18 protein-coding genes and 2 pseudogenes are annotated in these 20,883 nt (G+C 41.6%); 11 read left to right on the forward strand and 9 right to left on the reverse strand.

What is annotated here, in order from left to right:
* Positions 1–215: 215 nt before the first annotated feature.
* Positions 216–1,910 carry an AMP-binding protein gene (locus H4W00_RS07110; protein WP_209956874.1) on the forward strand — a complete coding sequence of 565 codons (1,695 nt, stop codon included), beginning with the start codon at positions 216–218 and terminating at the stop codon, positions 1,908–1,910.
* Positions 1,911–2,056: 146 nt separating this feature from the next.
* Positions 2,057–3,745, forward strand: coding sequence for an AMP-binding protein (locus tag H4W00_RS07115; protein ID WP_209956875.1), 1,689 nt, complete (start codon positions 2,057–2,059; stop codon positions 3,743–3,745).
* Positions 3,746–4,248: 503 nt separating this feature from the next.
* On the opposite strand, the gene H4W00_RS07120 is transcribed toward H4W00_RS07115, so the two are convergent.
* Together H4W00_RS07120 and H4W00_RS07125 are read right to left on the reverse strand one after the other, a co-directional pair.
* On the reverse strand, positions 4,249–4,632 hold the full coding sequence (locus H4W00_RS07120; RefSeq protein ID WP_209956876.1) for a VOC family protein: 384 nt from the start codon (positions 4,630–4,632) through the stop codon (positions 4,249–4,251).
* A gap of 295 nt (positions 4,633–4,927) precedes the next feature.
* Positions 4,928–5,800, reverse strand: a complete 873-nt coding sequence (locus tag H4W00_RS07125; protein ID WP_327192328.1) for a LysR family transcriptional regulator — start codon at positions 5,798–5,800, stop codon at positions 4,928–4,930.
* Positions 5,801–6,295: 495 nt separating this feature from the next.
* Here H4W00_RS07125 and H4W00_RS07130 point away from each other — a divergent pair, with 495 nt between their 5' ends.
* The 3 genes from H4W00_RS07130 to H4W00_RS07140 all read left to right on the forward strand — a co-directional run bounded on the left by H4W00_RS07130 (position 6,296) and on the right by H4W00_RS07140 (position 9,587).
* Positions 6,296–7,426 carry an S-(hydroxymethyl)glutathione dehydrogenase/class III alcohol dehydrogenase gene (locus tag H4W00_RS07130; RefSeq protein ID WP_327192329.1) on the forward strand — a complete coding sequence of 377 codons (1,131 nt, stop codon included), beginning with the start codon at positions 6,296–6,298 and terminating at the stop codon, positions 7,424–7,426.
* A gap of 491 nt (positions 7,427–7,917) precedes the next feature.
* Positions 7,918–8,532: a YceI family protein gene (locus tag H4W00_RS07135; protein WP_209956877.1), complete on the forward strand. Its 615-nt coding sequence runs from the start codon at positions 7,918–7,920 to the stop codon at positions 8,530–8,532.
* 368 nt (positions 8,533–8,900) lie between these two features.
* Positions 8,901–9,587: a hypothetical protein gene (locus H4W00_RS07140; RefSeq protein ID WP_209956878.1), complete on the forward strand. Its 687-nt coding sequence runs from the start codon at positions 8,901–8,903 to the stop codon at positions 9,585–9,587.
* A 169-nt stretch (positions 9,588–9,756) separates the two neighbouring features.
* Here H4W00_RS07140 and H4W00_RS07145 read toward each other — a convergent pair whose 3' ends face one another.
* The 3 genes from H4W00_RS07145 to H4W00_RS07155 all read right to left on the reverse strand — a co-directional run bounded on the left by H4W00_RS07145 (position 9,757) and on the right by H4W00_RS07155 (position 11,063).
* A complete protein-coding gene (locus H4W00_RS07145; RefSeq protein ID WP_209959040.1) occupies positions 9,757–10,311 on the reverse strand; it encodes an IS630 family transposase in 555 nt (184 codons plus the stop codon).
* Entirely contained in the window at positions 10,308–10,793 is a 486-nt protein-coding gene (locus H4W00_RS07150; protein WP_209956879.1) for a winged helix-turn-helix domain-containing protein, read from the reverse strand. The genes H4W00_RS07145 and H4W00_RS07150 overlap by 4 nt, the downstream gene beginning before the upstream one ends.
* A 117-nt stretch (positions 10,794–10,910) precedes the next feature.
* A complete protein-coding gene (locus tag H4W00_RS07155) occupies positions 10,911–11,063 on the reverse strand; it encodes a hypothetical protein (protein WP_334684904.1) in 153 nt (50 codons plus the stop codon).
* A 357-nt stretch (positions 11,064–11,420) separates the two neighbouring features.
* Between H4W00_RS07155 and H4W00_RS07160 the strand changes: the two are divergent.
* The 4 genes and pseudogenes from H4W00_RS07160 to H4W00_RS07175 form a co-directional block, all read left to right on the forward strand.
* Positions 11,421–11,570: pseudogene (locus tag H4W00_RS07160) on the forward strand (IS3-like element ISPar1 family transposase); the annotation flags it as partial.
* Positions 11,571–11,716: 146 nt separating this feature from the next.
* Positions 11,717–12,475 carry a 5-oxoprolinase subunit PxpA gene (locus tag H4W00_RS07165; RefSeq protein ID WP_209956880.1) on the forward strand — a complete coding sequence of 253 codons (759 nt, stop codon included), beginning with the start codon at positions 11,717–11,719 and terminating at the stop codon, positions 12,473–12,475.
* 71 nt (positions 12,476–12,546) lie between these two features.
* Entirely contained in the window at positions 12,547–14,031 is a 1,485-nt protein-coding gene (locus H4W00_RS07170) for an amidase (RefSeq protein ID WP_209956881.1), read from the forward strand.
* 461 nt (positions 14,032–14,492) lie between these two features.
* Positions 14,493–15,932 carry an amidase gene (locus H4W00_RS07175; RefSeq protein WP_209956882.1) on the forward strand — a complete coding sequence of 480 codons (1,440 nt, stop codon included), beginning with the start codon at positions 14,493–14,495 and terminating at the stop codon, positions 15,930–15,932.
* Positions 15,933–16,083: 151 nt separating this feature from the next.
* On the opposite strand, the pseudogene H4W00_RS07180 reads toward H4W00_RS07175, so the two are convergent.
* A pseudogene (locus H4W00_RS07180) lies at positions 16,084–16,306 on the reverse strand (integrase core domain-containing protein); the annotation flags it as partial.
* A 178-nt stretch (positions 16,307–16,484) separates the two neighbouring features.
* Between H4W00_RS07180 and arsH the strand changes: the two are divergent.
* Both arsH and H4W00_RS07190 read left to right on the forward strand, forming a co-directional pair.
* Positions 16,485–17,201, forward strand: coding sequence for an arsenical resistance protein ArsH (arsH, locus tag H4W00_RS07185; RefSeq protein WP_334684999.1), 717 nt, complete (start codon positions 16,485–16,487; stop codon positions 17,199–17,201).
* A gap of 58 nt (positions 17,202–17,259) precedes the next feature.
* A complete protein-coding gene (locus H4W00_RS07190) occupies positions 17,260–18,570 on the forward strand; it encodes an arsenic transporter (RefSeq protein ID WP_209956883.1) in 1,311 nt (436 codons plus the stop codon).
* Between the two features lie 243 nt (positions 18,571–18,813).
* Here H4W00_RS07190 and H4W00_RS07195 read toward each other — a convergent pair whose 3' ends face one another.
* The 3 genes from H4W00_RS07195 to H4W00_RS07205 all read right to left on the reverse strand — a co-directional run bounded on the left by H4W00_RS07195 (position 18,814) and on the right by H4W00_RS07205 (position 20,808).
* Positions 18,814–19,437 (reverse strand): IS30 family transposase, encoded by a 624-nt coding sequence (locus tag H4W00_RS07195; protein WP_209956884.1) that lies wholly within the window; start codon positions 19,435–19,437, stop codon positions 18,814–18,816.
* A 69-nt stretch (positions 19,438–19,506) separates the two neighbouring features.
* The gene (locus H4W00_RS12735; RefSeq protein WP_209956885.1) at positions 19,507–19,740 is read right to left on the reverse strand and encodes a helix-turn-helix domain-containing protein; all 234 of its coding nucleotides are present in this window, start codon (positions 19,738–19,740) and stop codon (positions 19,507–19,509) included.
* Positions 19,741–19,854: 114 nt separating this feature from the next.
* Entirely contained in the window at positions 19,855–20,808 is a 954-nt protein-coding gene (locus H4W00_RS07205; protein ID WP_209956886.1) for an Lrp/AsnC family transcriptional regulator, read from the reverse strand.
* Between the last annotated feature and the right edge of the window lie 75 nt (positions 20,809–20,883).

Here is a 20,883-nt window from a genome sequence, read left to right on the forward strand (position 1 = left end):
TACTAGCCTATCTAAAGACTTTCAGTATGATCTATAGGTAGGCTATATTGTTTAATTATTCACTGGTTTAGTGAATGTTGCGTTGACACTAAAGTAGGTTCATTAAGGCCGGTTATTGTCTTTTTACTTTGCTTCGTTGTTCAATTCTATTACCCTGACACTTTAAGCCATATATATTTGCCCATTTTTTTAATTTGAGCTAAGGATAGCCAATTATGGAAAAATTTTGGACTGAAAAATATCCTGCAGGGGTATTAAAGGAGGTTGCTAGCGATCAGTACCCTTCGTTAACCCATCTGTTTGACGACATGTTCGCCAATTACGCCAATCGAGAATTCAGCACCAATATGGAAGTGAGCTATACCTATGCACAAATTGATGTTATTTCTAAGAACATCAGTGCTTGGTTACAGAGTCAAGGGCTAAAAAAAGGCGATAAAGTGGCATTGATGATGCCCAACGTTAACCAATATATGCCAATTGTACTTGGAATTCTGCGGGCAGGTTATGTGGTCACTTCAATCAACCCGATGTATACCGCACGCGAACTTAAGCATCAGCTTGATGATACCCAAGCCTCTATACTCTTTATCCTAGAGCCTTTTTGTCAGGTACTAGAAAAAATCGTTAGTGACAGTCAGGTCAAGACGGTAATCGTCAGCAAAATTGGCGACATGCTGGGTACGGCTAAAGGGACATTAGTCAATTTAATGGCTAAGCATGTCAAAAAAGCGGTGCCAGCGCACGGTCTAAAGTCTAACAGTCAGTACCAGCTGATTGACCTCAAAGCCGTGATGTCTAAAGGTAAGTCTCTGCCATACGTTCGTCCTGAGCAAAATATTGACGACTTGGCATTTGTGCAATATACCGGCGGTACGACAGGTGTGGCTAAGGGGGTACTCTTGAGCCATCGCAACCTGATATCAGGCACCATGCAGTTTGATGCCTGGTTAGCACCGACCTATAAAAATATTAAAGAAGGCACCGTCGTTAACTCTATAATCGCTTTGCCTCTCTATCACTTCTTTGCATTTATGGTAGTGATGATAGGTATTCGCGCCGGCCACCATTTTACCTTAATCACGAATCCGCGTGATATAGATGGTTTTATTAAAACCTTGGCAACCAGGCCTTTCCATATCTTGCCAGCAGTCAACACTCTGTTCCAAGCACTGATTCAACATCCCGATATCGAAAATCTTGATTTTTCTAACTTGATAATTTCATTATCAGGCGGCATGGCAGCGACCCCAGCGACGTCACAAAAATGGATTGATATGACTGGTACGGCTTTAGTCCAAGGCTGGGGAATGACTGAAACAGTGGCTGTTGGCACACTGAACCCCATTGTTGCCAAAGCTGACTTTACCGGTAAAATCGGTATGCCACTACCTGGTGTCGACATGACTATCCGTGATGACGACGAAAATGAGTTACCAATCGGTGAAATCGGTGAGATATGCCTAAAAGGCGATAACGTCACGCAAGGCTATAATAATATGGATAGCTCTGCATACTTTACTCACGATGGTTACCTTAAGACTGGTGACATCGGGGCAATCGGTGAAGACGGTTATGTCACCTTATATGACCGCAAAAAAGATATGTTGATTGTTAGCGGTTTTAACGTCTTTCCGAATGAAGTAGAAGGGGTAGTCGGCATGCATCCTAAGGTATCTGAATGTGGTGTGGTCGGGGTTGATGATCTTAAGCGTGGCCAGGCGATTAAAGTGTTTGTGGTTAAATCTGATAAGAGCTTAACTGAAGATGAAATCATCGAGCACTGTAAAGAAAATTTAACCGGCTATAAGCGTCCACGTTATATTGAATTCTGTGATGAGCTGCCTAAATCGTCAGTAGGCAAAATATTGCGTAATGAATTGCGTAAAAAAGCTTCTATAAGCGGTTAATATTCACGCTATAATTGAATTTATTAGTTTAAATTTATGCCGAAAAGACTTTGTTTTATACTACTTATTTCATACTAAAGGTATCTCTAGAAAATCTTGAACTGAGTTCTATTTTCTGGCTTAATATCTGCTAAGGAAAGCTTACTATGAATAAAATTTGGACAGACAGTTATCCTGAAGGTGTAAGGTCTGAAATGACCTGTGAGCACAAAACCCTACCTGATTTTTTTGATAAGGTATTCGCTAAATATGCTCAAAAAGAATTCAGTACTAACATGGGGGTGACTTATAGCTATGATGAGATCAACAACATATCTCGAGATATCGCCGCCTGGCTGCAGACTCTAGGACTAGCAAGAGGGGCTACCATCGGCATCATGATGCCGAACGTCAATCAGTATCTGCCAGTAGTTATTGGTGTCATCCGTGCTGGTTTGGTTTTGACTTCGATTAATCCTCTATACACCGCACGTGAACTTAAGCATCAATTAACTGATTCAAATGCTTCGGCAATTTTCATTTTAGAGCCGTTTTGTGAAACTTTAGAAAAAGTTGTTAATGATACCGAGGTCAAGACGGTAATCATTAGTACGATTGGCGACATGCTAGGTACCGTAAAAGGTACCGTTGTGAATCTAGCGGCTAAACATATTAAAAAAGCTATCCCAAGTCATGGGTTAAAGTCGAACTCTAAGTACAAAGTACTCAGCTTCAAATCTGTAGTGAAGCAAGGTAAAGCTTTACCTTATTCACGCCCTGTGATCCAACCTGATGATTTAGCTATTTTACAATATACAGGCGGGACGACAGGGGTTGCGAAAGGGCTATCAGTCAGTAATTATAACGTAGTGATAGCAACTACTCAGTTCGAAGAGTGGTTTAAGCCTGTTTACAAGAAGCTGCCTCGAGATACTCAGGTCAACACCATCATTGCTCTACCGTTATATCATATTTATGCCTTCATTCTACTGCTGCTCGGTGTTCGTGTCGGGCAACACCTAACCTTAGTAACTAATCCGCGTGATATTGATGGCTTTGTTAAGATACTAGGGCAGCGCCCGTTCCACATTTTGCCTGCGGTCAATACCCTGTATCAGGCATTACTGAACAATGATAAATTCAAGACCCTTGATTTTTCAAATTTAAAGCTATCACTTTCAGGTGGGATGGCAGCAACCCCAGCCACCGCCAAGAAGTGGAAAGACACGACGGGTCTGCCGATTCTTGAAGGCTGGGGCATGTCAGAGGGCCTAGGTGTTGGTACTGCCAACCCCTTGGACAATACTGATTACAACGGTAATATCGGTTTACCTTTGCCTGGGGTCGAGATCGATATTCGTGATGATGAGGGCAATATTCTAGCGCTGGGTGAAGTTGGAGAGATGTGTATTAAAGGAGATAACATCGTCTCAGGTTATCACAACATCGATAATGCTGGCTTCTTCACGGCCGATGGTTATCTCAAGACTGGTGATGTGGCTTCCATGAATGAGCAAGGCTTTATTCAGATATATGATCGCAAAAAAGATATGCTAATCGTTAGTGGCTTTAACGTATTTCCCAATGAGGTAGAAAACGTCATTGGTATGCATCCTAAAGTTGCTGAGTGTTCAGTAGTTGGCGTAGATGACGAAGATCAGGGCCAAACGGTCAAAGCTTATGTAGTGAAATCTGACAGCAGTCTTACTGAGCAAGATATTAAAGACTTCTGCAAAGAGAGTTTGACCGGCTATAAACGTCCTCGTCATGTTGAGTTTATAGATGAGCTGCCTAAGTCTACTGTTGGTAAAATACTACGCCATGAGCTACGAAAAAAAGCCAGTGCCGCTTCTTAATTGATGGGCCATGGTTCTTTATAAAACTCTATTCTGACGAGTTATATACGGCTATTTCTGGTCGTTTATAGCTCGTTGATAGCAGATGGCTTAAAATACCTTAAAAACGCTATGGTACTGCTGGTATAAGCTTTTTGCAGCCTCTGTCTGCGTAGGCACAGCAAGCAAGAAAAACGTATGCCAGCAGTAGGTTATGTATCGATATTACTTTTCATTGACTATATCTGTTAGACGTATCGACTATATTATGATCTGTTTATTATTTACTGCAATCAGGGTTTGTCTTGTTGTTTTAATAGTTTGACCGCAGCATCATAATGTTCCATATCGATTAACTGACTAGATATCTTAGGTAAAACAGTCATAGAGATCAAGGCTTGCTGTAATAAATTTGATGCCAGTCAATACGAAAAAATCCCGCACAATGGCGGGATTTTTGTGACTCTTTTATTACTCACCTGGTCGCTATTTCAACGATAAATAGCGGAACGGTATGACCGCTTTTATTCAGCATCAAAGCAATAAGTGGTCAGCTTGTTGCCATCTAAATCACGAACATAAGCGGCATAAGCGTTAGGCGCCCAACCACGTGTTCCTGGTAGTCCTGCGTCCGTGCCACCAGCACTTAATGCAGCGGCATGAAATGCATCAATAGCAGCGCGGCTAGAAGCAGCAAAGCTGACTGTAACGCCATTACCGATAGTTGCTGGCTCGCCATCAATAGGTCTCATTACGAAGAAAGAAGGCGCATCTTTACCCCATATTGCTCCAGCTTCGCCCAAATCAGCAATGCGTTTAAGTCCTAATGTGTCTAGCACGCTATCATAGAAGGTACGCGCTTTATTTAAATCCTTGGTACCAACAGTAACATGAGTAAAAATGCTCATATGTTTCTCTCCAGATGTGAATAGTTTTTGACGGATAGTTATTTATTGAAATAAAGCAGGTTAACTGCTTCGTTCATCGATAGCAAACATCATATATTGTTCCGCCGCAAAGGTAACCCGCTAAATGGTAAATAACTTTTACTGCTTGGTAATAGAAAGCTTGGTAACAATCGCGTTCTTTAGGTGCTTAAGGTAACTTTTAATCACCCAAGAGAGAGTAGTCGCTGTCTGCAATCTAGCAAAGTGAAATATGAGGTAGGTGGAGGTAGCGCCAGTCAACATTATTATGGTCCAGCTATACTCTTGGTAAGTATTCTACTAGATAGTCTACTAACAGCCTAATCTTTGGGGATAAATGACGGTTGTGCGGATAAACTGCCCATATTTCTTCTTCCGGCTCCCTATAATCATCTAGCAAGCTTATCAGCTCTCCTGACTCTAAGTGTTTTTGTACGTAGTAGTCAGGGAGTTGTACGATGCCCAGACCTTTTAAAGCGGCATCAACCAAACTATAACCGCTGTTATAATGTACGTTACCCGTCACTCGAATATTCTTCTCTTTACCCGCTTCTTTGAAATGCCAGTAATCTCGAGTCCCCAGTAAGCAATTATATTGATTAAGGTCAGCCAAAGAATAGGGTCGACCATATTTATCAACATAAGAGGGCGACGCACAGACAAAATTGGTGCGGCAACTGAGCTTTTTGGCCATCATGGTGGAGTCGTTCAGCTTGCCAATGCGAATGGCTAAGTCATAAGCACCCTCAACCAAATCAATCTTTTGGTTGCTTAAAAATGCGGTCACTTCAATATCACTATACTGCAACATAAAATCATTCACTAATGGCAATAGCTGTTGCTCCCCATAAGTGACGGGTGCAGTGAGTTTGATTTTACCCTGCGGTTTTGATTGCAAATTACTCACCGCTTGTTCAGCAGCATCTAAGCCATCAAGCACTGCCCGGCAATGCTGATAAAAAATATGACCTTCTTCGGTTAACGACACCTTGCGCGTGGTACGATAAAGTAACTTAATATTGAGACGCTTTTCTAAGGCGCTGACTTGACGGCTGACTTGTGCGGTAGAGATACCTATCTTTTTTGCAGCTTGAGTAAAGCTTTCGTATTCTGCAACATAGACGAACTCACTGACGCCTTGCCATTTCATGATTATTACCATTATGTAAAAGATATTTTCAAATATAGCATATTATCACTGGTTCAGAAATAGTATAAAATGGCAGTATAAATTCAAACATGCTACAGTCTCTTACCGACTGTCATTATAGATGCACGGCTAACGCTCGTTGATATACAGTAACTAAAACAAGATCGCTAAAAGTGGAGCTACAGCCAGTCCAAAATAAAATAGATATATTTGTATTAGCGTACTACTGTTATAAATTTTTCTTGCTTGCTGCTCGCAGGCGTGACAAAGACTGCGAAAAATTCATAACAGCAGCACTGCATCGTTTGTAAATTAGATTGACTATATGCCTGCCTAAAATAGACTGTCAGTCTTAGCTGCTAACGGCTTAGTCATTAATAGCCAATTAGAAAGACCGTCATCCAAAAAAATAGTCATCTAAAACAGAAAGATTAAAATTCCAGTTATTAAAAACCAAATTAACAACAGCCAAATTACCAAAAAATAGGGATTATTATGTCAGATAAATTTATTAAATCTAAAGCCGCCATTGCTTGGGGACCAAATCAACCACTCTCAGTTGAAGAAGTGGACGTCATGCTGCCACGCAAAGGCGAAGTATTGGTAAAAATCATTGCTAGTGGTGTTTGTCATACTGATGCCTATACTTTATCTGGTGAAGATCCAGAAGGAGTCTTCCCTGCTATTTTAGGTCATGAAGGCGGCGGTATCGTTGAGCAAATCGGCGAAGGCGTGACTAGCGTGCAAGTCGGCGATCATGTCATTCCTTTATACACCGCCGAATGTGGTGTGTGCAAAATGTGTACTTCAGGTAAAACCAATCTATGTTCAGCTGTACGTGAAACTCAAGGTAAAGGTTTGATGCCAGATGGCACCACCCGTTTTTATAAAGATGGTCAGCCAATTTATCATTATATGGGCTGCTCAACTTTCTCTGAATATACCGTTTTGCCAGAGATTTCTTTGGCAAAAGTGAACAAAGAGGCACCGTTAGAAAAAGTTTGTCTGCTTGGTTGTGGCGTCACTACTGGTATGGGCGCAGTCATGAACACTGCCAAGGTTGAAGAGGGCTCTACCGTGGCTATTTTTGGTCTGGGCGGCATCGGTCTAGCAGCCGTTATCGGTGCAAGCATGGCCAAAGCCAGCCGTATTATCGGTGTTGATATTAACGAAGATAAGTTTGAGCTGGCCAAAAAGTTAGGGGCAACTGATTGCATCAACTCTAAAGACTACGATAAGCCTATTCAAGAAGTCATCGTTGAAATGACTGATGGCGGCGTGGACTATTCATTTGAATGTATCGGTAACGTCGATGTCATGCGTTCAGCGCTTGAGTGCTGCCATAAAGGCTGGGGCGAGTCGGTTATCATTGGAGTTGCTGGCGCGGGCAAAGAGATTTCAACCCGTCCATTCCAACTAGTGACCGGTCGAGTCTGGAAAGGCTCAGCATTTGGTGGTGTTAAAGGCCGTACAGAATTGCCAGGTTACGTAGAGCGTTATCTAGAAGGCGAGATCCCATTAAATGATTTCATTACCCATACTATGCCACTTGAAGATATCAACGAAGCCTTTGATCTGATGCATAAAGGCGAAAGTATCCGCTCGGTTATCCACTTTGATGCTTAATTAAATAGATAAGCCGTCACTATCAGATATTAATTTTAGTAAAAATGCTGTCCTTTATAGGGCAGCATTTTACATTTTGACAGGCAGACAGGCAGACAGGCAGACAGGCAGACAGGCAGACAGGCAGACAGGCAGACAGGCAGACAGACAGTACGAACAAGGCTGACTCACTTCTATAGCCAGTTCAAAATAATATAGATGTATTTGTGTCAGCGTGCTACTGGTATAGTCAATGAAAAGTAATATCGATACATAACATACTGCTGGCATAAGTTTTTCTTGCTGGCTGTGCCTACGCAGACAGAGGCTGCGAAAAATTCATAACAGCAGCACTGTAGCGTTTTTAAATTGGATTAACTGTATTAATTTAAAATCAAGAAATGAGATATAAGTTGCTTGGATGCTACTTTTTCATCATGATGTAAAGAAAGCGTTTATTATCACTAAGGAAGCGTTCCGCAGGTAAAATCATTTAACAAAGGAATGTAATTATGCCCCCGCTTTCATCTGACCAAGTACTGTTTGATTGGCGTAAATCACTAGGCGCGCTATTATTGATAGTCGGTTGTGTCGGTAGCAGCCATGCCGCCACCTATAATATTGAGCCTACCCATACCAATGCCCGTTTTGCCATTGATCACTTCAAAACCTCTACTAATACCGGTGGCTTTTATAATATCACGGGACAGTTGCAATACGATCCAAAAGCAAAGACTGGCAACGTATCGCTGGTTATACCAATAAATTCATTAAACACTGGCAATAAAGAATTCGACATTACGCTAAAGAGTAGTGACTTTTTTGATATGGAACAATTTCCGTTGGCTAATTTTGAGTCGACCCAGTGGTATTTTGCGACTGACCAAGCCAGCCCAAAGGTTGCGCGAGTCGATGGCAAACTAACGCTACATGGTGAAACTCATCCGATAACCTTAACCGCGACCAAGTTTAACTGTTATTTTAGCCCGATACTCAGAAAATCAGTCTGCGGTGGTGATTTTACGACTGTGATTGATCGGACTAAGTGGGGCCTAAGTAAGTACTCTTTATTAGGAATAACCAAGTATCTGACTTTAAATATCCAAGTTGAGGCTGCTAAGCAATAGCTAGCAGCGAGAATAAAAAAGGCTGAGATTTACTATGATAAGTCTTGGTTTTTTTAGAATGTTACGCTATATTTCATAATTTTCTGTAGGGTACTTGAGCGGTCAATTATCTGACATTGAGTGCCCTATCTCCAGCGAATTAGTAACATCTGCTATTTTGCGTTTGATTATTATGTTGATATGATGGTCTCGAGTGTGTGTTCTTAGTTAAACGGCTTCTAGCTGTTGGCCGTACTGGTGTTCTTCTTTTAGGTTAGTATAACCTCTTGAGCGATTTCCAATTTCAGTACGCTGCTACAGCTCTATAATCTACTACTTTGTAGTAACAGACATCTAACAAATTTAACTTAAAGAAAAGGCAGTACCGAATGACCAATAATAACCCATACAACCTTATACCTCTAAAGCCCACAGGTAGAAACGAGACTAATAGCGGCAATACTTATTCTCCTGAAGATATGATTAAGATATATGAGCAACAATTTTTGACCCAAGTACCTGATGAAAAATTAAAAGAATTCCCATCAGTTCTAAAAGGTTTTTATGATATTGATGATAATACTTTAGATATTTGTGCAGTTGTTTTTGATGCAGTTGCCGATTCCTGCATCATTTATAACCATAAGGTAAAAGTAGGGGATTATGAGATACTAGGAGGCTTAGTAAAAGAAGATCTTGTAGAGGGCGATGGCTATGAAGTCAAAGGGGCACAGGCCTATACCTTAGAATGTAAGCGTACTTTTTTGATTAATGATGTAGAGATGTCTTATCAGTTTAATTTGTTTGTCCATGGCGATAGCTATTCTACTTTAACCAAAAAAGAGTCTTTACTAGAAAAAATATACTGGTTTGTAAGTGATGGATTTGAAGAGAATTTACTAGGTGATCCTGACAATCAAGAAAGCTTAGAGTCTATTAACGAAGCGTTAGCCAGCTCAGGTATCCGAGAAATGGATTTAACTACCATATATGAACTAGTCGACTATATAGAAGACAGCATAATAGATGATGACATGGTAGAAGCGCTTAATACGCTACTAGATAATGCCGAATAGTATTATAAAGAGGGTCAAACTGACTTAATTTAAACTATTTAGTAGTTAATTAGTTCCAGTAAAGAAAGCTCTACCGAATCGGTAGGGCTTTTTATTTTTTTATCTAAATTTTGAGTTGTCACAAAACTTGCGAAGTTGGTTTAAATCCATCTAATACCAACCCCAATAACTAAAGTTGCGCCCAAGTCCGAGTAGTCAAAGAGCGAACCCTCTCTGGCTGCTCAAGCAACTTATTCCAAGCAGAGCAAGCCGCATCAACAATAGACTCATAGTCCTCATAACAGCGATTAGACAACTCATTCTGTTTGAGATACTGCCACACGTTTTCAGACGGGTTTAGCTCAGGTGAATAAGGGGGCAGTTTAAGCATCGTCACATTGTGTAGATTCAAGCTTGGTTGATGCCATAATGCCCCGTCCATCACCACCACCGCATGACGACCTTCGGGAACCGCTTTACTGATCTCTTGCATATGCAAGAGCATGGTTTGCTTATTAACCCAAGGCAGAACCAGTCCCACACTGTTTCCCGTAGCAGGACAGAAAGCACCAAAGATATAGGTTGATAAGAACTGTTGTTGTCTGATAAGCCGAGGTCTTTGACCGCGGTAATGCCAAACTCGAGTCAGTGATCCTTGTTGTCCTATGCGAGTTTCATCTTGAAACCAGATATCGACTTGTTGACAGTCAATACTTTCAGGTAATACTTCTTCGACATGGGTTATAACGTTTTTTTAAAAGCTTCTTGTACCGCATCATTGGCTTTTGGGTGCTGACTACGAGCACTTATCCAGCTCATACCGATACGCTTTAACATCTCGTAAATACCGTTAACGGTATAGTGAGCATTATAGTGCTCTTTGGCTATCTGTTGGATGTCTTTACCGGTTAGACGGCCACCAGCTCGCTTTTCTTGCTCAGAGACGATCATGGCTTTAAAGGCATCTATGTCGGCTTCCGCCAGTTTACTGTGTCGACCTTTGCGGGGACGGTCATAGATACTGTCAAGTCCACGTTGAAGATAACGTTTCTTGGTGCGTCTGGCGGTTTCAGGGTGAATGTAGAGGTCTTTGGCAATGTCGTTAGTGGCTTTGCCTATGCTATATTGATATAGAATAAGGAGACGTTGACGGGCTCTGGGGTTACGCTCGGTCTTCGAGAGTTTGCCAAAGTTATGATCTTTTAGGGTGTCTGTTGGTATAGTCATGGTTGAATTATACTATATATTATGGGTTTGGTATTAGTTTTTGCCATTTCTTCAGCATAGCTCAATCGATACTATTCTGGGTAGTGGGCTCGGGGAAGCCGGTAGCATATATGGATTTTATAAATGATATGCTTGGGCAACAGGCTTTGCAAAATATTGTGGGTTGAGCTCTTTAGCAATATGAGCCGCCGTCAAAAGCTGTGTGCTATCAGTAATCAAATCTAAAATCTGAAACGTTTTATCTAGTGCAGGAACAGCTGTTATGTTCATAAAGTGCCTATATATAAGTAAAAAGAAAAAATGAATCAGAGTAACAATTAACATGAGAATAGGGGTTGCAAAGTATAATGCTCTGTTCTTATAATTGGGTCTCATATACTGAAAACATGTTCAGTATATTGAACATAACATAAATAGGTATGAGTTATGTTGCAGAAGCCGTAGAGATAAACTTAATAAACTAACGACTCGATGAGGAGTTTAGCATAACTAAGAAAAAGTAGAGCTATAGTACGAAATTCAAAGCAGAAGCGGTCAAAAAAATTGCAGACAACAATGGTAACTTAAGTGTAACTACTCGGCAGCTAGGAATAGCGATGCAAACGTTATCTTAGCTGGTGTCAAAGATATCACCAAGACTATAAAAAAAGATTTGATGCTATCAGCAATATTACTAAATATATTGATCTTGAATACAATCAGACTAGGATTCAAAAGGGTTTAGGCTATAAAACGCTAAGGCAGATGTGGTTTGACTTTTACCGTCAGGCTGCTTGATTAAAATCTCCCAAGTTCGTTTGTAAGGATTTGACGGCAGGTGTCAATACCCATGGCGTTCATATCTATGGATATTACTGTATATGAATTCATAATATAGTTTTTTAATTGCCCTAAATATGAACGTATTTCCAAGGAAAATTTCAATGACAATAAAGATCGATTTGAATTCAGATATGGGTGAGGGATTCGGCGCTTGGTCGATTGGTGATGATGTTGATCGCGATATCATGCCATTGATTAGCTCCGCCAATATTGCAGCGGGCTTTCACGCCGGTGACCCTTCTACTATGATTGATACGTTACGATTGGCATCTCGTCATGGAGTATGCGTTGGTGTTCATCCAGGGTTTCATGATTTAGTAGGATTTGGACGCCGCCACATTTCGGCGTCCGCCGATGAATTGGTGAATGACGCTCTGTACCAACTAGGTGCTCTACGCGAACTTGCCTATCTTGAAGGCCTCAGGATGCATCATTTTAAATTGCATGGTGCATTGTTTATGCATGCAGCACGTGATGAGGAGTTTGCCGAAAAGCTAACATCTGCTCTAGCAATTGTCGCTCCTGACGTATCTATTTACTGTCTAGCGAACTCAGCCATTGACCATGCGGCAAAAAACGTTGGGTTGCCAAGAGTTCATGAGTTCTACGCAGATCGTGATTACGATGAGGAAGGAAACATTGTATTCGTTCGCAAGGTTAAGCAACTTGATCCTGATTTAGTGGCACAAAAAGTGTTACGCGCATGCCAAAACAACGAAGTAGAGTCAGTTAGCGGTAAGATAGTGACTGTTAAATTCGACTCTGTATGTATTCACAGCGATACTCCGGGAGCCCTCTCACTGATTAAAACGGTACGAGCAGTTCTTGATAACGCAGGTATTAAAGTAGCCGCGCCTTAACTTAATCATAATTTAAGCTAGGCGTTTAAACGTGAGCAACATAAGTAAACATAATTCCAAGGAAGATAATTATGAAAGATTTTGAAATTGAAGAGTTAACCATCACTGATATGCAAACGCATCTCAAAAATGGATCGCTCACTGTGCGCAGTTTGGTTGAAGCGTACCTTGAACGGATAGAGGCAATTGATAAATCTGGGCCTACTCTCAATTCTATCATTACTATTAATCCAATCGCACTGGATGAAGCCGATCGCCTTGACGCACATTTCGCAAGGACAGGCGAATTTGTTGGCGCATTGCACGGCGTGCCGGTGCTAGTAAAAGATCAAGTAGAAACCAAAGATATGATGACGACTTTCGGCTCCATAGCTCAGGACGGTTACCAGCCAAAAGATGACGCAACCATTATCAAAAAGATGAAAGCGGTAGGGGCGATTATTCTTGCCAAAACGACATTGCCCGATTTTGCAACATCATGGTTCGGATTTTGTTCAAAACAAGGTGAGACTAAGAATCCATATGTTTTGGCGTATGATCCCGGTGGTTCTAGCAGCGGGACAGCGGCTGCGATCGCAGCGAACCTAGGATTGGTCGGAATAGGCGAAGATACCGGTGGTTCCATTCGTATACCCGCTAGTTTTACGAATCTTGTCGGTGTCCGTGTTACTCCCGGCCTGATAAGCCGCAATGGCACGTCGCCGCTTGTAGTTTTTCAGGATACAGCAGGTCCGATGGCGCGCACGGTTACAGATGCCGCTCTCCTTCTTGATGCATTGGTAGGTTATGACCCAACCGATGAATATACTACCGCGGCGTGTATTGCTGATCATAAAGGCAGCTATACTAATGCTTTGGATGCCGATAGCCTTAAAGGAGCGCGTCTGGGAGTTGTACGTAACGCTTATGGGTCAAACGATAATGCTGAGTCTGCAGAAGTTAACGGTATCATTGACTCGGCTCTCGAAAAAGCTAAAGATGTAGGAGCCATACTTGTTGATGTAGAAATTCCAGACATGATGGAACACATTATCGAAACCTCTTTGTATGGTTCACACTCGCGGCATGACATCAATAAGTTTTTAGCCTCACGTGAAGGTATGCCGACCAAAAGCCTCGAAGAAATCAAAGCAAATGGCACGTTCCACCCGGTGCTGGATCTTTTAATTGATATCTTTGAAGGACCGGTAAATCCAGAAGATGAGCCTGATTATTTCCGCAAGCTTGCCGCTCGCGACAAGTTCCAACGCCTTGTTGCCGGAATTGTTGCGAAAAATGACTTGGACGCGTTAGTGTTTCCCTGCGTTCAGATCCTTCCACCGTCAAAACAGGATGTCCGTGACGGCAAGCATCAAGTATTAACGTTCCCAACGAATACTTTGATTGCTTCGCAGACCTGGATGCCGTCGATTTGCCTACCTGCCGGATTCAGTGAAAATGGTTTACCCGTGGGTATGGAGCTGGTTGTTTTGCCATATCACGAGCCAGATTTATTCCGGCTGGGTTACGCATTTGAACAGGCTAATAATGTGCGTCGTACGCCTAACTATTTATAATTTTTTAACTTTTGAGATTCGCCTTAACGGCTCGAGATACAGGTGTTGAGGCGATAAAATAGAATTCTCTTGAGTGGCTGAGCCAAAGTTTGCGACAAGTTTTATGTTTCGTTCACCTTTTTAATATGCTAATCCGAGGCTTTTCAAAGGTATTCATTAAACCTCTTGAAAAAGTGTTATAACTTTTTAAGCTGAATTCTCTATTCTTAACAAATAAAGCGCCATACTAGGTATAGAAAAACTACTCAATCAAGACGATGTAGGCTTCAAACGCTACACTGATATTCGCAAAAATCACTAATACTAAACCTCAAAGTTATCAAATTAACTGAATAGTTTAAAACCTTATTTAAACTATTCAGTTAATTTGATAAATCTTAATAATTCTGTAGACAGTTCTCTTAATATTATGACTACATAGAATTATTCTAACGCATCAATTCCAAAGGAGAAAACTAACAATGAATAAATCTATAGTAGATATTTATAAAATGTCGGGAACGGAACAAGCAAGAATTATACGTGAAAAAGAAGCATCACCTATTGAAGTCGTGGATGCTATATTTAAACGAATTAAAGATTTGAATCCTAAATTAAATGCTTTCTGTACACTCGATGAAGAAGGTGCTAGAAAAGCTGCAAAGTTAGCTGAAGAAAAAATAATGGCTGGAGAGAAGGTTGGTGTACTGCATGGTGTTCCAGTTGCAGTAAAAGACTTGATATCCACGAAAGGCATGCGGACTACATTTGGTTCAAAATTATATGAAAATTTTATTCCTGACGAAGATGATATTTGCGTTGAGCGCCTACGAGAAGCTGGAGCGATTATTATCGGGAAGACAAATGTACCAGAATTTGGGTATCAAGGAGTAACACATAGTGACTTACTTGGCGTTACAAGGAACCCTTGGAATACAGAACTAACTCCAGGGGGTTCTAGCGGAGGATCCGCAGTTGCAGCGGCTACTGGGATGACAGCACTGACAATAGGTAATGACGGTGGTGGATCGATTCGAATTCCTTCAAGTTTATCCGGGTTGTATGGCATGAAAGGTTCTTTTGGAAGAATTCCGTTATACCCTGGCTGTCGTGATCCAAGATATCCTGGCGCAAGTGGTTGGGAATCACTGGAATGTAATGGTCCGATAACACGTACGGTTGAAGACAGCGCTCTTATGCTTTCCGTCATGGCTGGACCAAGCCACATGGATAGGCATAGTCTACCTAATGAAGGTCTTGATTACCTAAATATAATTAAAGACCAAGATATCAGAGGTTTGAGAATAGCTTGGAGCCCTGATCTTGGCTACGCTACCGTGGACCCTCAAGTTAGAAAAATAACAGAGGAGGCGGTAAAAATATTTAGCCAACTAGGGTGTCATGTAGAAGAAGTTCACCCAGGATTTAATGTAGCTCCTGAAGAGTTTTGGACACTGGTAGCAAGAGATACCGACTTAGCAGGATTACGAAAAATTGCTAGAGAAAAAGATGGATTGCTAGGCTCGACGATGATGAGTTTTATTCAGAATAACTACACAGCAGAAGAACTAACTAATGCACATATGTTAAGACAAGAAGTAAATATGAAAATGAGTAAGTTTATGGAGAATTATGACCTGCTGCTAACTCCAACGCTTGCTGTTCCACCATTTGAAGTTGGTATCAATGGCCCAACGGAGATTGATGGCCAGTCAGTACATGAGTCTCATTGGTTATCTTTTGTTTTTCCTTTTAATATGACAGGTCAACCAGCAGCATCTATTCCTGCCGGTTGGACAGAGTGTGGATTACCTATAGGATTACAAATAGTAGGTCGTCATTTAGATGATAGAACAGTTTTACGTGCATCTGCTGCGTTTGAAACAGCTAAACCATGGGCGAATAGATGGCCGGTGATTTAATAAAACTGAGCTTTTCCCAAAAACTGTGTAACTGCTTATAACCCCCTAACCGAAGAATAAGCAATGACTAACAAATCCGATATCAAGAAACTGGCCGAGCAGATAGCTGACAGGGTCATCATCCCAACCATAAGACACCTAATAAATAGAATTAAGTTGCGTGGTTTAGTTTCTGTGTAGGCGTAAAGCCGCCATTAACCATATTAGGGCGCTCGTGACTGTAGTGATATAACCAGTCCTCTGCTTGCTGACGGACTTGGTATAAATCAGTAAACAACTCTTGGTTTATTTAACCAATCATAGCGCATGGTTCTATTATAGCGCTCAACGTAGGCATTCTGCTGTGGATTGCCAGGTTCTATATAGCTTATTGATGCCATGATGACGCACCCTATTTTGATGAATCGTCCTATTGTGGTGACCGATAAAGGCGCAGCATTATGCCGACCTTCAGAGCGAGTATTTGAATTATTGGACAATCCAGTCAGTCGTTTTACCAAAGAAGATGGCGGAGTCTTACAATATGCTAAAAGTAACGCCTTACACCCATCTATCGATTTGAATGATTTACCAAATATAGATGCGGAACAAATGCAACCGATTGATATTGATGCTCTAATTAGTGCAAATGACCCGCGCCACCCACCTAAGATATTGGTGTTATACGGTTCTTTGCGTGAACGCTCATTTTCTAAACTGGCAAGCGAGGAAGCAAGTCGGATATTGCGCTGGTATGGTTGCGAAGTACGTACTTTTGATCCCTCTGGTCTACCGTTACCTGATAGTACCGATGCTGATCATCCAAAAGTACAAAAATTGCGCGAGTTGGCAGCATGGTCAAAAGGCATGCTATGGGTAAGTCCTGAGCGCCACGGCAGTATCACCAGTATCATGAAAGCACAGATTGATTGGATTCCGTTATCATTAGGCGGCGTACGTCCGACTCAAGGCAAAACGCTCGCAGTGATGCAAGTCAGTGGCGGCAGTCAGAGCTTTAATACCGTCAATCAACTGCGTATTCTTGGGCGCTGGATGCGCATGATTACCATACCTAATCAATCCTCTATCCCCAAAGCATTTTTAGAGTTTAATGACGATAACCGAATGCAACAGTCGCCTTTGTATGAGCGTATCGTCGATGTGTGTGAGGAATTGGTGAAATTTACTTGGCTCACACGTGGTCGCTCCACTTATCTAACCGATCGTTATTCTGAACGCGTAGAAAGCAGTGATGAAGTTTCACGGCGCGTCCATCAAAAAGCTCTTTAACGCCAGATTGCCATAACACCAAATATTTTTAACGTCATTGTTTTATTAAGGCACCTTTATGCTCGCGTTAGCGATTTTTATCGTCACTTTGACTTTAGTGATCTGGCAGCCAAAAGGACTGGGGATAGGTTGGAGTGCAATGGGTGGCGCATTAGTCGCCTTGCTTTTTGGGGTAGTACAATTATCAGACGTGGCTATCGTCTGGGACATCGTTTGGGATGCCACCTTTACCTTTGTCGCGCTCATCATCATCTCATTGATTTTAGATGAGGCTGGGTTTTTTGGTTGGGCGGCGTTGCATGTGGCAAGACTGGGTGATGGAAAAGGTCGGCGACTGTTCCCCATGATTGTTATTTTAGGCGCGTTCATTGCCGCTTTTTTTGCCAATGATGGGGCGGCATTGTTACTCACACCTATTGTTATCGCTATTCTATTGCGCCTTGATTTTGCACCCAAATCAGCCTTAGCCTTTATTATTGCTACTGGCTTTATTGCTGATACGGCAAGCCTACCTTTAGTAACGTCTAACCTAGTCAATATCGTTAGTGCCAATTATTTCGATATTGGCTTTGGTCGCTATGCTTCAGTCATGGTGCCAGTGAATATCGTGTCGGTTATTACAACGTTACTGGTGTTATGGCTTGTTTATGCGCGCCATATTCCGAAGCACTATTCAATGGATAGCCTTAGCTCACCGCAATCCGCTATCAAAGACCCTTTGGTTTTTCGAGCGGCCTTTCCACTGTTGGCCTTATTACTTATCGCTTATTTTGCCACTGAGTCACTAGGTCTTGTGATCTCATTGGTGACTGGTATCGCAGCGCTGGTACTTATGGCAATCGCAGGTCGCTGGTGGCAAGGCGGTCGTGATACAAAGTTTTCTGTAACCGATGTTCTACGCAAAGCTCCTTGGCAAATCGTCTTATTTTCAATCGGTATGTATTTGGTGGTCTATGGTTTGGGTAATGCAGGACTCACGGCATATGGCGCGCAAATACTAAATTGGTTAGGGCAACAAGGCAATATAGTTGCAACGTTAGGGACAGGTTTTCTCTCCGCTATTGTGGCCTCATTGATGAACAATCTACCGTCAACACTTATCGGCGCACTCGCTATTGATCAGGCACAAGTACCTGCTGCAACGCGTGAGCTGATGATTTATGCCAATGTTATTGGTAATGATTTGGGACCAAAATTTACCCCAATTGGTAGCTTAGCAACCTTGTTATGGCTACATGTACTGGCAGAGAAGGATTATAAAATTAGCTGGAGTCAGTATATGAAGATTGGATTAGTCATTACTCCACCAGTACTACTCGCAACGCTTTTAGCTTTGGTGTTTTGGTTGCCTGTGTTACCCAGTATTTAAGCCGGAGCTCATTTTTTTTGTTCCATACAAGGGGCCGTAAATGGTCTTATGAAGGAGGTTTTGGAAGAGCCTATAAGAGAACATTTAGGGGTAGAAGATATTACCCATAAACCTGTATGAAAATGCAAGGATTATTGGCCTAGACTGAACGAATTTTAAGCGAAACCCTCTAACTGAAGTTTTAGTAATTTAACTCCAGTTAGAGGGTTTTTCTATTCCTAGATTAACACACCAAGTGCAACGCTAAATAATGTCATAGAATACCTGATTTGGTGTTTTGAATCCCAATAGTTTTCTTGGTCTGCTATTTAATCTATCCTCAATGGCTTGTACTTCATCATCAGATACTTGTCTGAAATCACAGCCTTTAGGCAAGTACTCTCTGATTAGACCATTGGTATTCTCGTTTGTTCCTCGTTGCCATGACGCATAAGTATCAGCGAAGTAGAACATACTGTAGAGGCGTTCTTTCACCTCTTTATGCTCAGCAAACTCCTTACCATTGTCAGAGGTAATCGTCTTAACGTGTAGTCTAACTGGGGTCAGTAGAGTTACCATAGCATCTGCCACCAGATGAGCGCTCTTTTTAGTGACCCGTTGCATCTTAAGCAAACCTGTTCGGCGCTCTACTACCGTCACGATGGCCTGTTTGTGGTTTTGACCAATAATGGTATCGGCTTCCCAATCACCAATACGGGATCGGTCTTCGACTACTTGCGGACGCTTATGAATAGAGACCCTATCATTGATGCGACCACGAGTCTCGTCAGTCAGCCTTTGACGGTAAGGTTTGGCTTTACGTCTTAGACACTGCCATAACCCGCCACCTTGTTTTTTGTCTGTCCACAGGTAGCGATAGATACTCATGTGGCTGATACCGCCATGGACGCCTGCTATTTATTCCGGACTCCATTGTAACTTTAGCTTAGCAATGACCTAATCCCAGACGTTTGAAACAATAGTGAAGGCGTTGTTTGCTCGCCGCGCTTTAGCCGTTGTGTGGGCATGCTTTGGTCGGTAACCACGCTGACTTTCATTTCGTCTGATTTCTCTTGATATGGTGCTAGGACTTCTATTTAATTCGCCTGCTATAAATTTAATGCTGTGGTTTGCCCCTTTAAGGGCATAAATCTGATATCGTTCCCCTAGGCTTAGATGTGTATAGCTCATGGTTGCAATCTCACTTTGGCGGTGGATAGTAACCTTGATGCTAGCGCATCTAGGCCTCTTTTTCACCTGCTCTTTGAAATTGCACTTCACGTGTTAATCTAAGATTTAATTGCTTTAGAGTAATTGCGTTTTAGTCCCTTCACGCATATAGCCAGCACGTTTGTAAGCATTAGTAATCATATTTGTATTACAAGACTGAATACCATCTAGTTGGCTCAACTTTTCGGTGGTTAAATACCATAAATCAGCTAGATCGTCACATAACACATGCCAAAAAAATTGTGATTCCCCACTAATACCAAACAAGCATCTGGTATTTTTAAGTTCGGAAAGTGCTCTTACAATTTCATTGATAGATTCAGGTCGAGCTTTTATTAGCACAATTGCCTCAGTATCATAGCCAATAAGATTTGGCTCAAAATCTAATCGTATGGAAAACACTTCTTCTGCCAGCAGATCATTCATCATTTTTAAGGTTCTGTGTTCACTCATCTGTATAGCTTCAGAAAGACTTTTGATCGAAATTCGCCCATCTTGCGATAAGACATAAATCAACTTTAATTCATCTGGGGACAATAAGTGTTCAGCCACTATAGATGAAGGGACAGAGGTTTTTTTTAGTTTACTTGCCCAAGAAAAAGGTTTTAACACCACTTGTGTTTCTACTGTCTTAATGCCTGGCAGCTGTGTAACGATATTATGCATCCAGGGGTGTAAGTCGGCTGGTTTCTCTAAGCCAATCTCTAAAAAAATTTCAGCTATACCCGTGGTTAAAAACACCACTCTAACTTCTGGACGTTCAGAGAAAAACTGTGCAACTTCTTTTACTTTACCCAACTTAATACTCAACCAGACATGCACGGTAAATCCATTGTTAACTACCAGCGGGTTCAGTTCAATCACGGTACGAATAATATGTTCATCAAAAAGCTTGCTAATTCGTCTAGAGAGTTTTTTCTCAGGAATGTCACTGGCCAAGCTTAGTTCTCGCCATGAACCTCGTGGATTTTCTAATAAAGCGTTAATGCAAGCTTTGTCGATATCATCTATTTTAAAATGTTCATTCATAATGGTTGACTTGTCTAAAAATTAAATATAACCTAAATTTAAGTCTAAAAACAAAATTAAACGGATTTATTTGTC

This window comes from Psychrobacter sp. PL19 (assembly GCF_017875835.1).
Classification (GTDB): domain Bacteria; phylum Pseudomonadota; class Gammaproteobacteria; order Pseudomonadales; family Moraxellaceae; genus Psychrobacter.

Coding starts and splice junctions, on each gene's coding strand:
- H4W00_RS07140 (WP_209956878.1), top strand. CDS start 8,901: ATGACCAATAATAACCCATACAACCTTATACCTCTAAAGCCCACAGGT.
- H4W00_RS07205 (WP_209956886.1), bottom strand. CDS start 20,808: ATGAATGAACATTTTAAAATAGATGATATCGACAAAGCTTGCATTAAC.
- H4W00_RS07120 (WP_209956876.1), bottom strand. CDS start 4,632: ATGAGCATTTTTACTCATGTTACTGTTGGTACCAAGGATTTAAATAAA.
- H4W00_RS07190 (WP_209956883.1), top strand. CDS start 17,260: ATGCTCGCGTTAGCGATTTTTATCGTCACTTTGACTTTAGTGATCTGG.
- H4W00_RS12735 (WP_209956885.1), bottom strand. CDS start 19,740: ATGAGCTATACACATCTAAGCCTAGGGGAACGATATCAGATTTATGCC.
- H4W00_RS07170 (WP_209956881.1), top strand. CDS start 12,547: ATGAAAGATTTTGAAATTGAAGAGTTAACCATCACTGATATGCAAACG.
- H4W00_RS07125 (WP_327192328.1), bottom strand. CDS start 5,800: ATGAAATGGCAAGGCGTCAGTGAGTTCGTCTATGTTGCAGAATACGAA.
- H4W00_RS07115 (WP_209956875.1), top strand. CDS start 2,057: ATGAATAAAATTTGGACAGACAGTTATCCTGAAGGTGTAAGGTCTGAA.
- H4W00_RS07155 (WP_334684904.1), bottom strand. CDS start 11,063: ATGAACATAACAGCTGTTCCTGCACTAGATAAAACGTTTCAGATTTTA.
- H4W00_RS07130 (WP_327192329.1), top strand. CDS start 6,296: ATGTCAGATAAATTTATTAAATCTAAAGCCGCCATTGCTTGGGGACCA.
- H4W00_RS07135 (WP_209956877.1), top strand. CDS start 7,918: ATGCCCCCGCTTTCATCTGACCAAGTACTGTTTGATTGGCGTAAATCA.
- H4W00_RS07150 (WP_209956879.1), bottom strand. CDS start 10,793: ATGACTATACCAACAGACACCCTAAAAGATCATAACTTTGGCAAACTC.
- H4W00_RS07175 (WP_209956882.1), top strand. CDS start 14,493: ATGAATAAATCTATAGTAGATATTTATAAAATGTCGGGAACGGAACAA.
- H4W00_RS07195 (WP_209956884.1), bottom strand. CDS start 19,437: ATGAGTATCTATCGCTACCTGTGGACAGACAAAAAACAAGGTGGCGGG.
- H4W00_RS07165 (WP_209956880.1), top strand. CDS start 11,717: ATGACAATAAAGATCGATTTGAATTCAGATATGGGTGAGGGATTCGGC.
- H4W00_RS07110 (WP_209956874.1), top strand. CDS start 216: ATGGAAAAATTTTGGACTGAAAAATATCCTGCAGGGGTATTAAAGGAG.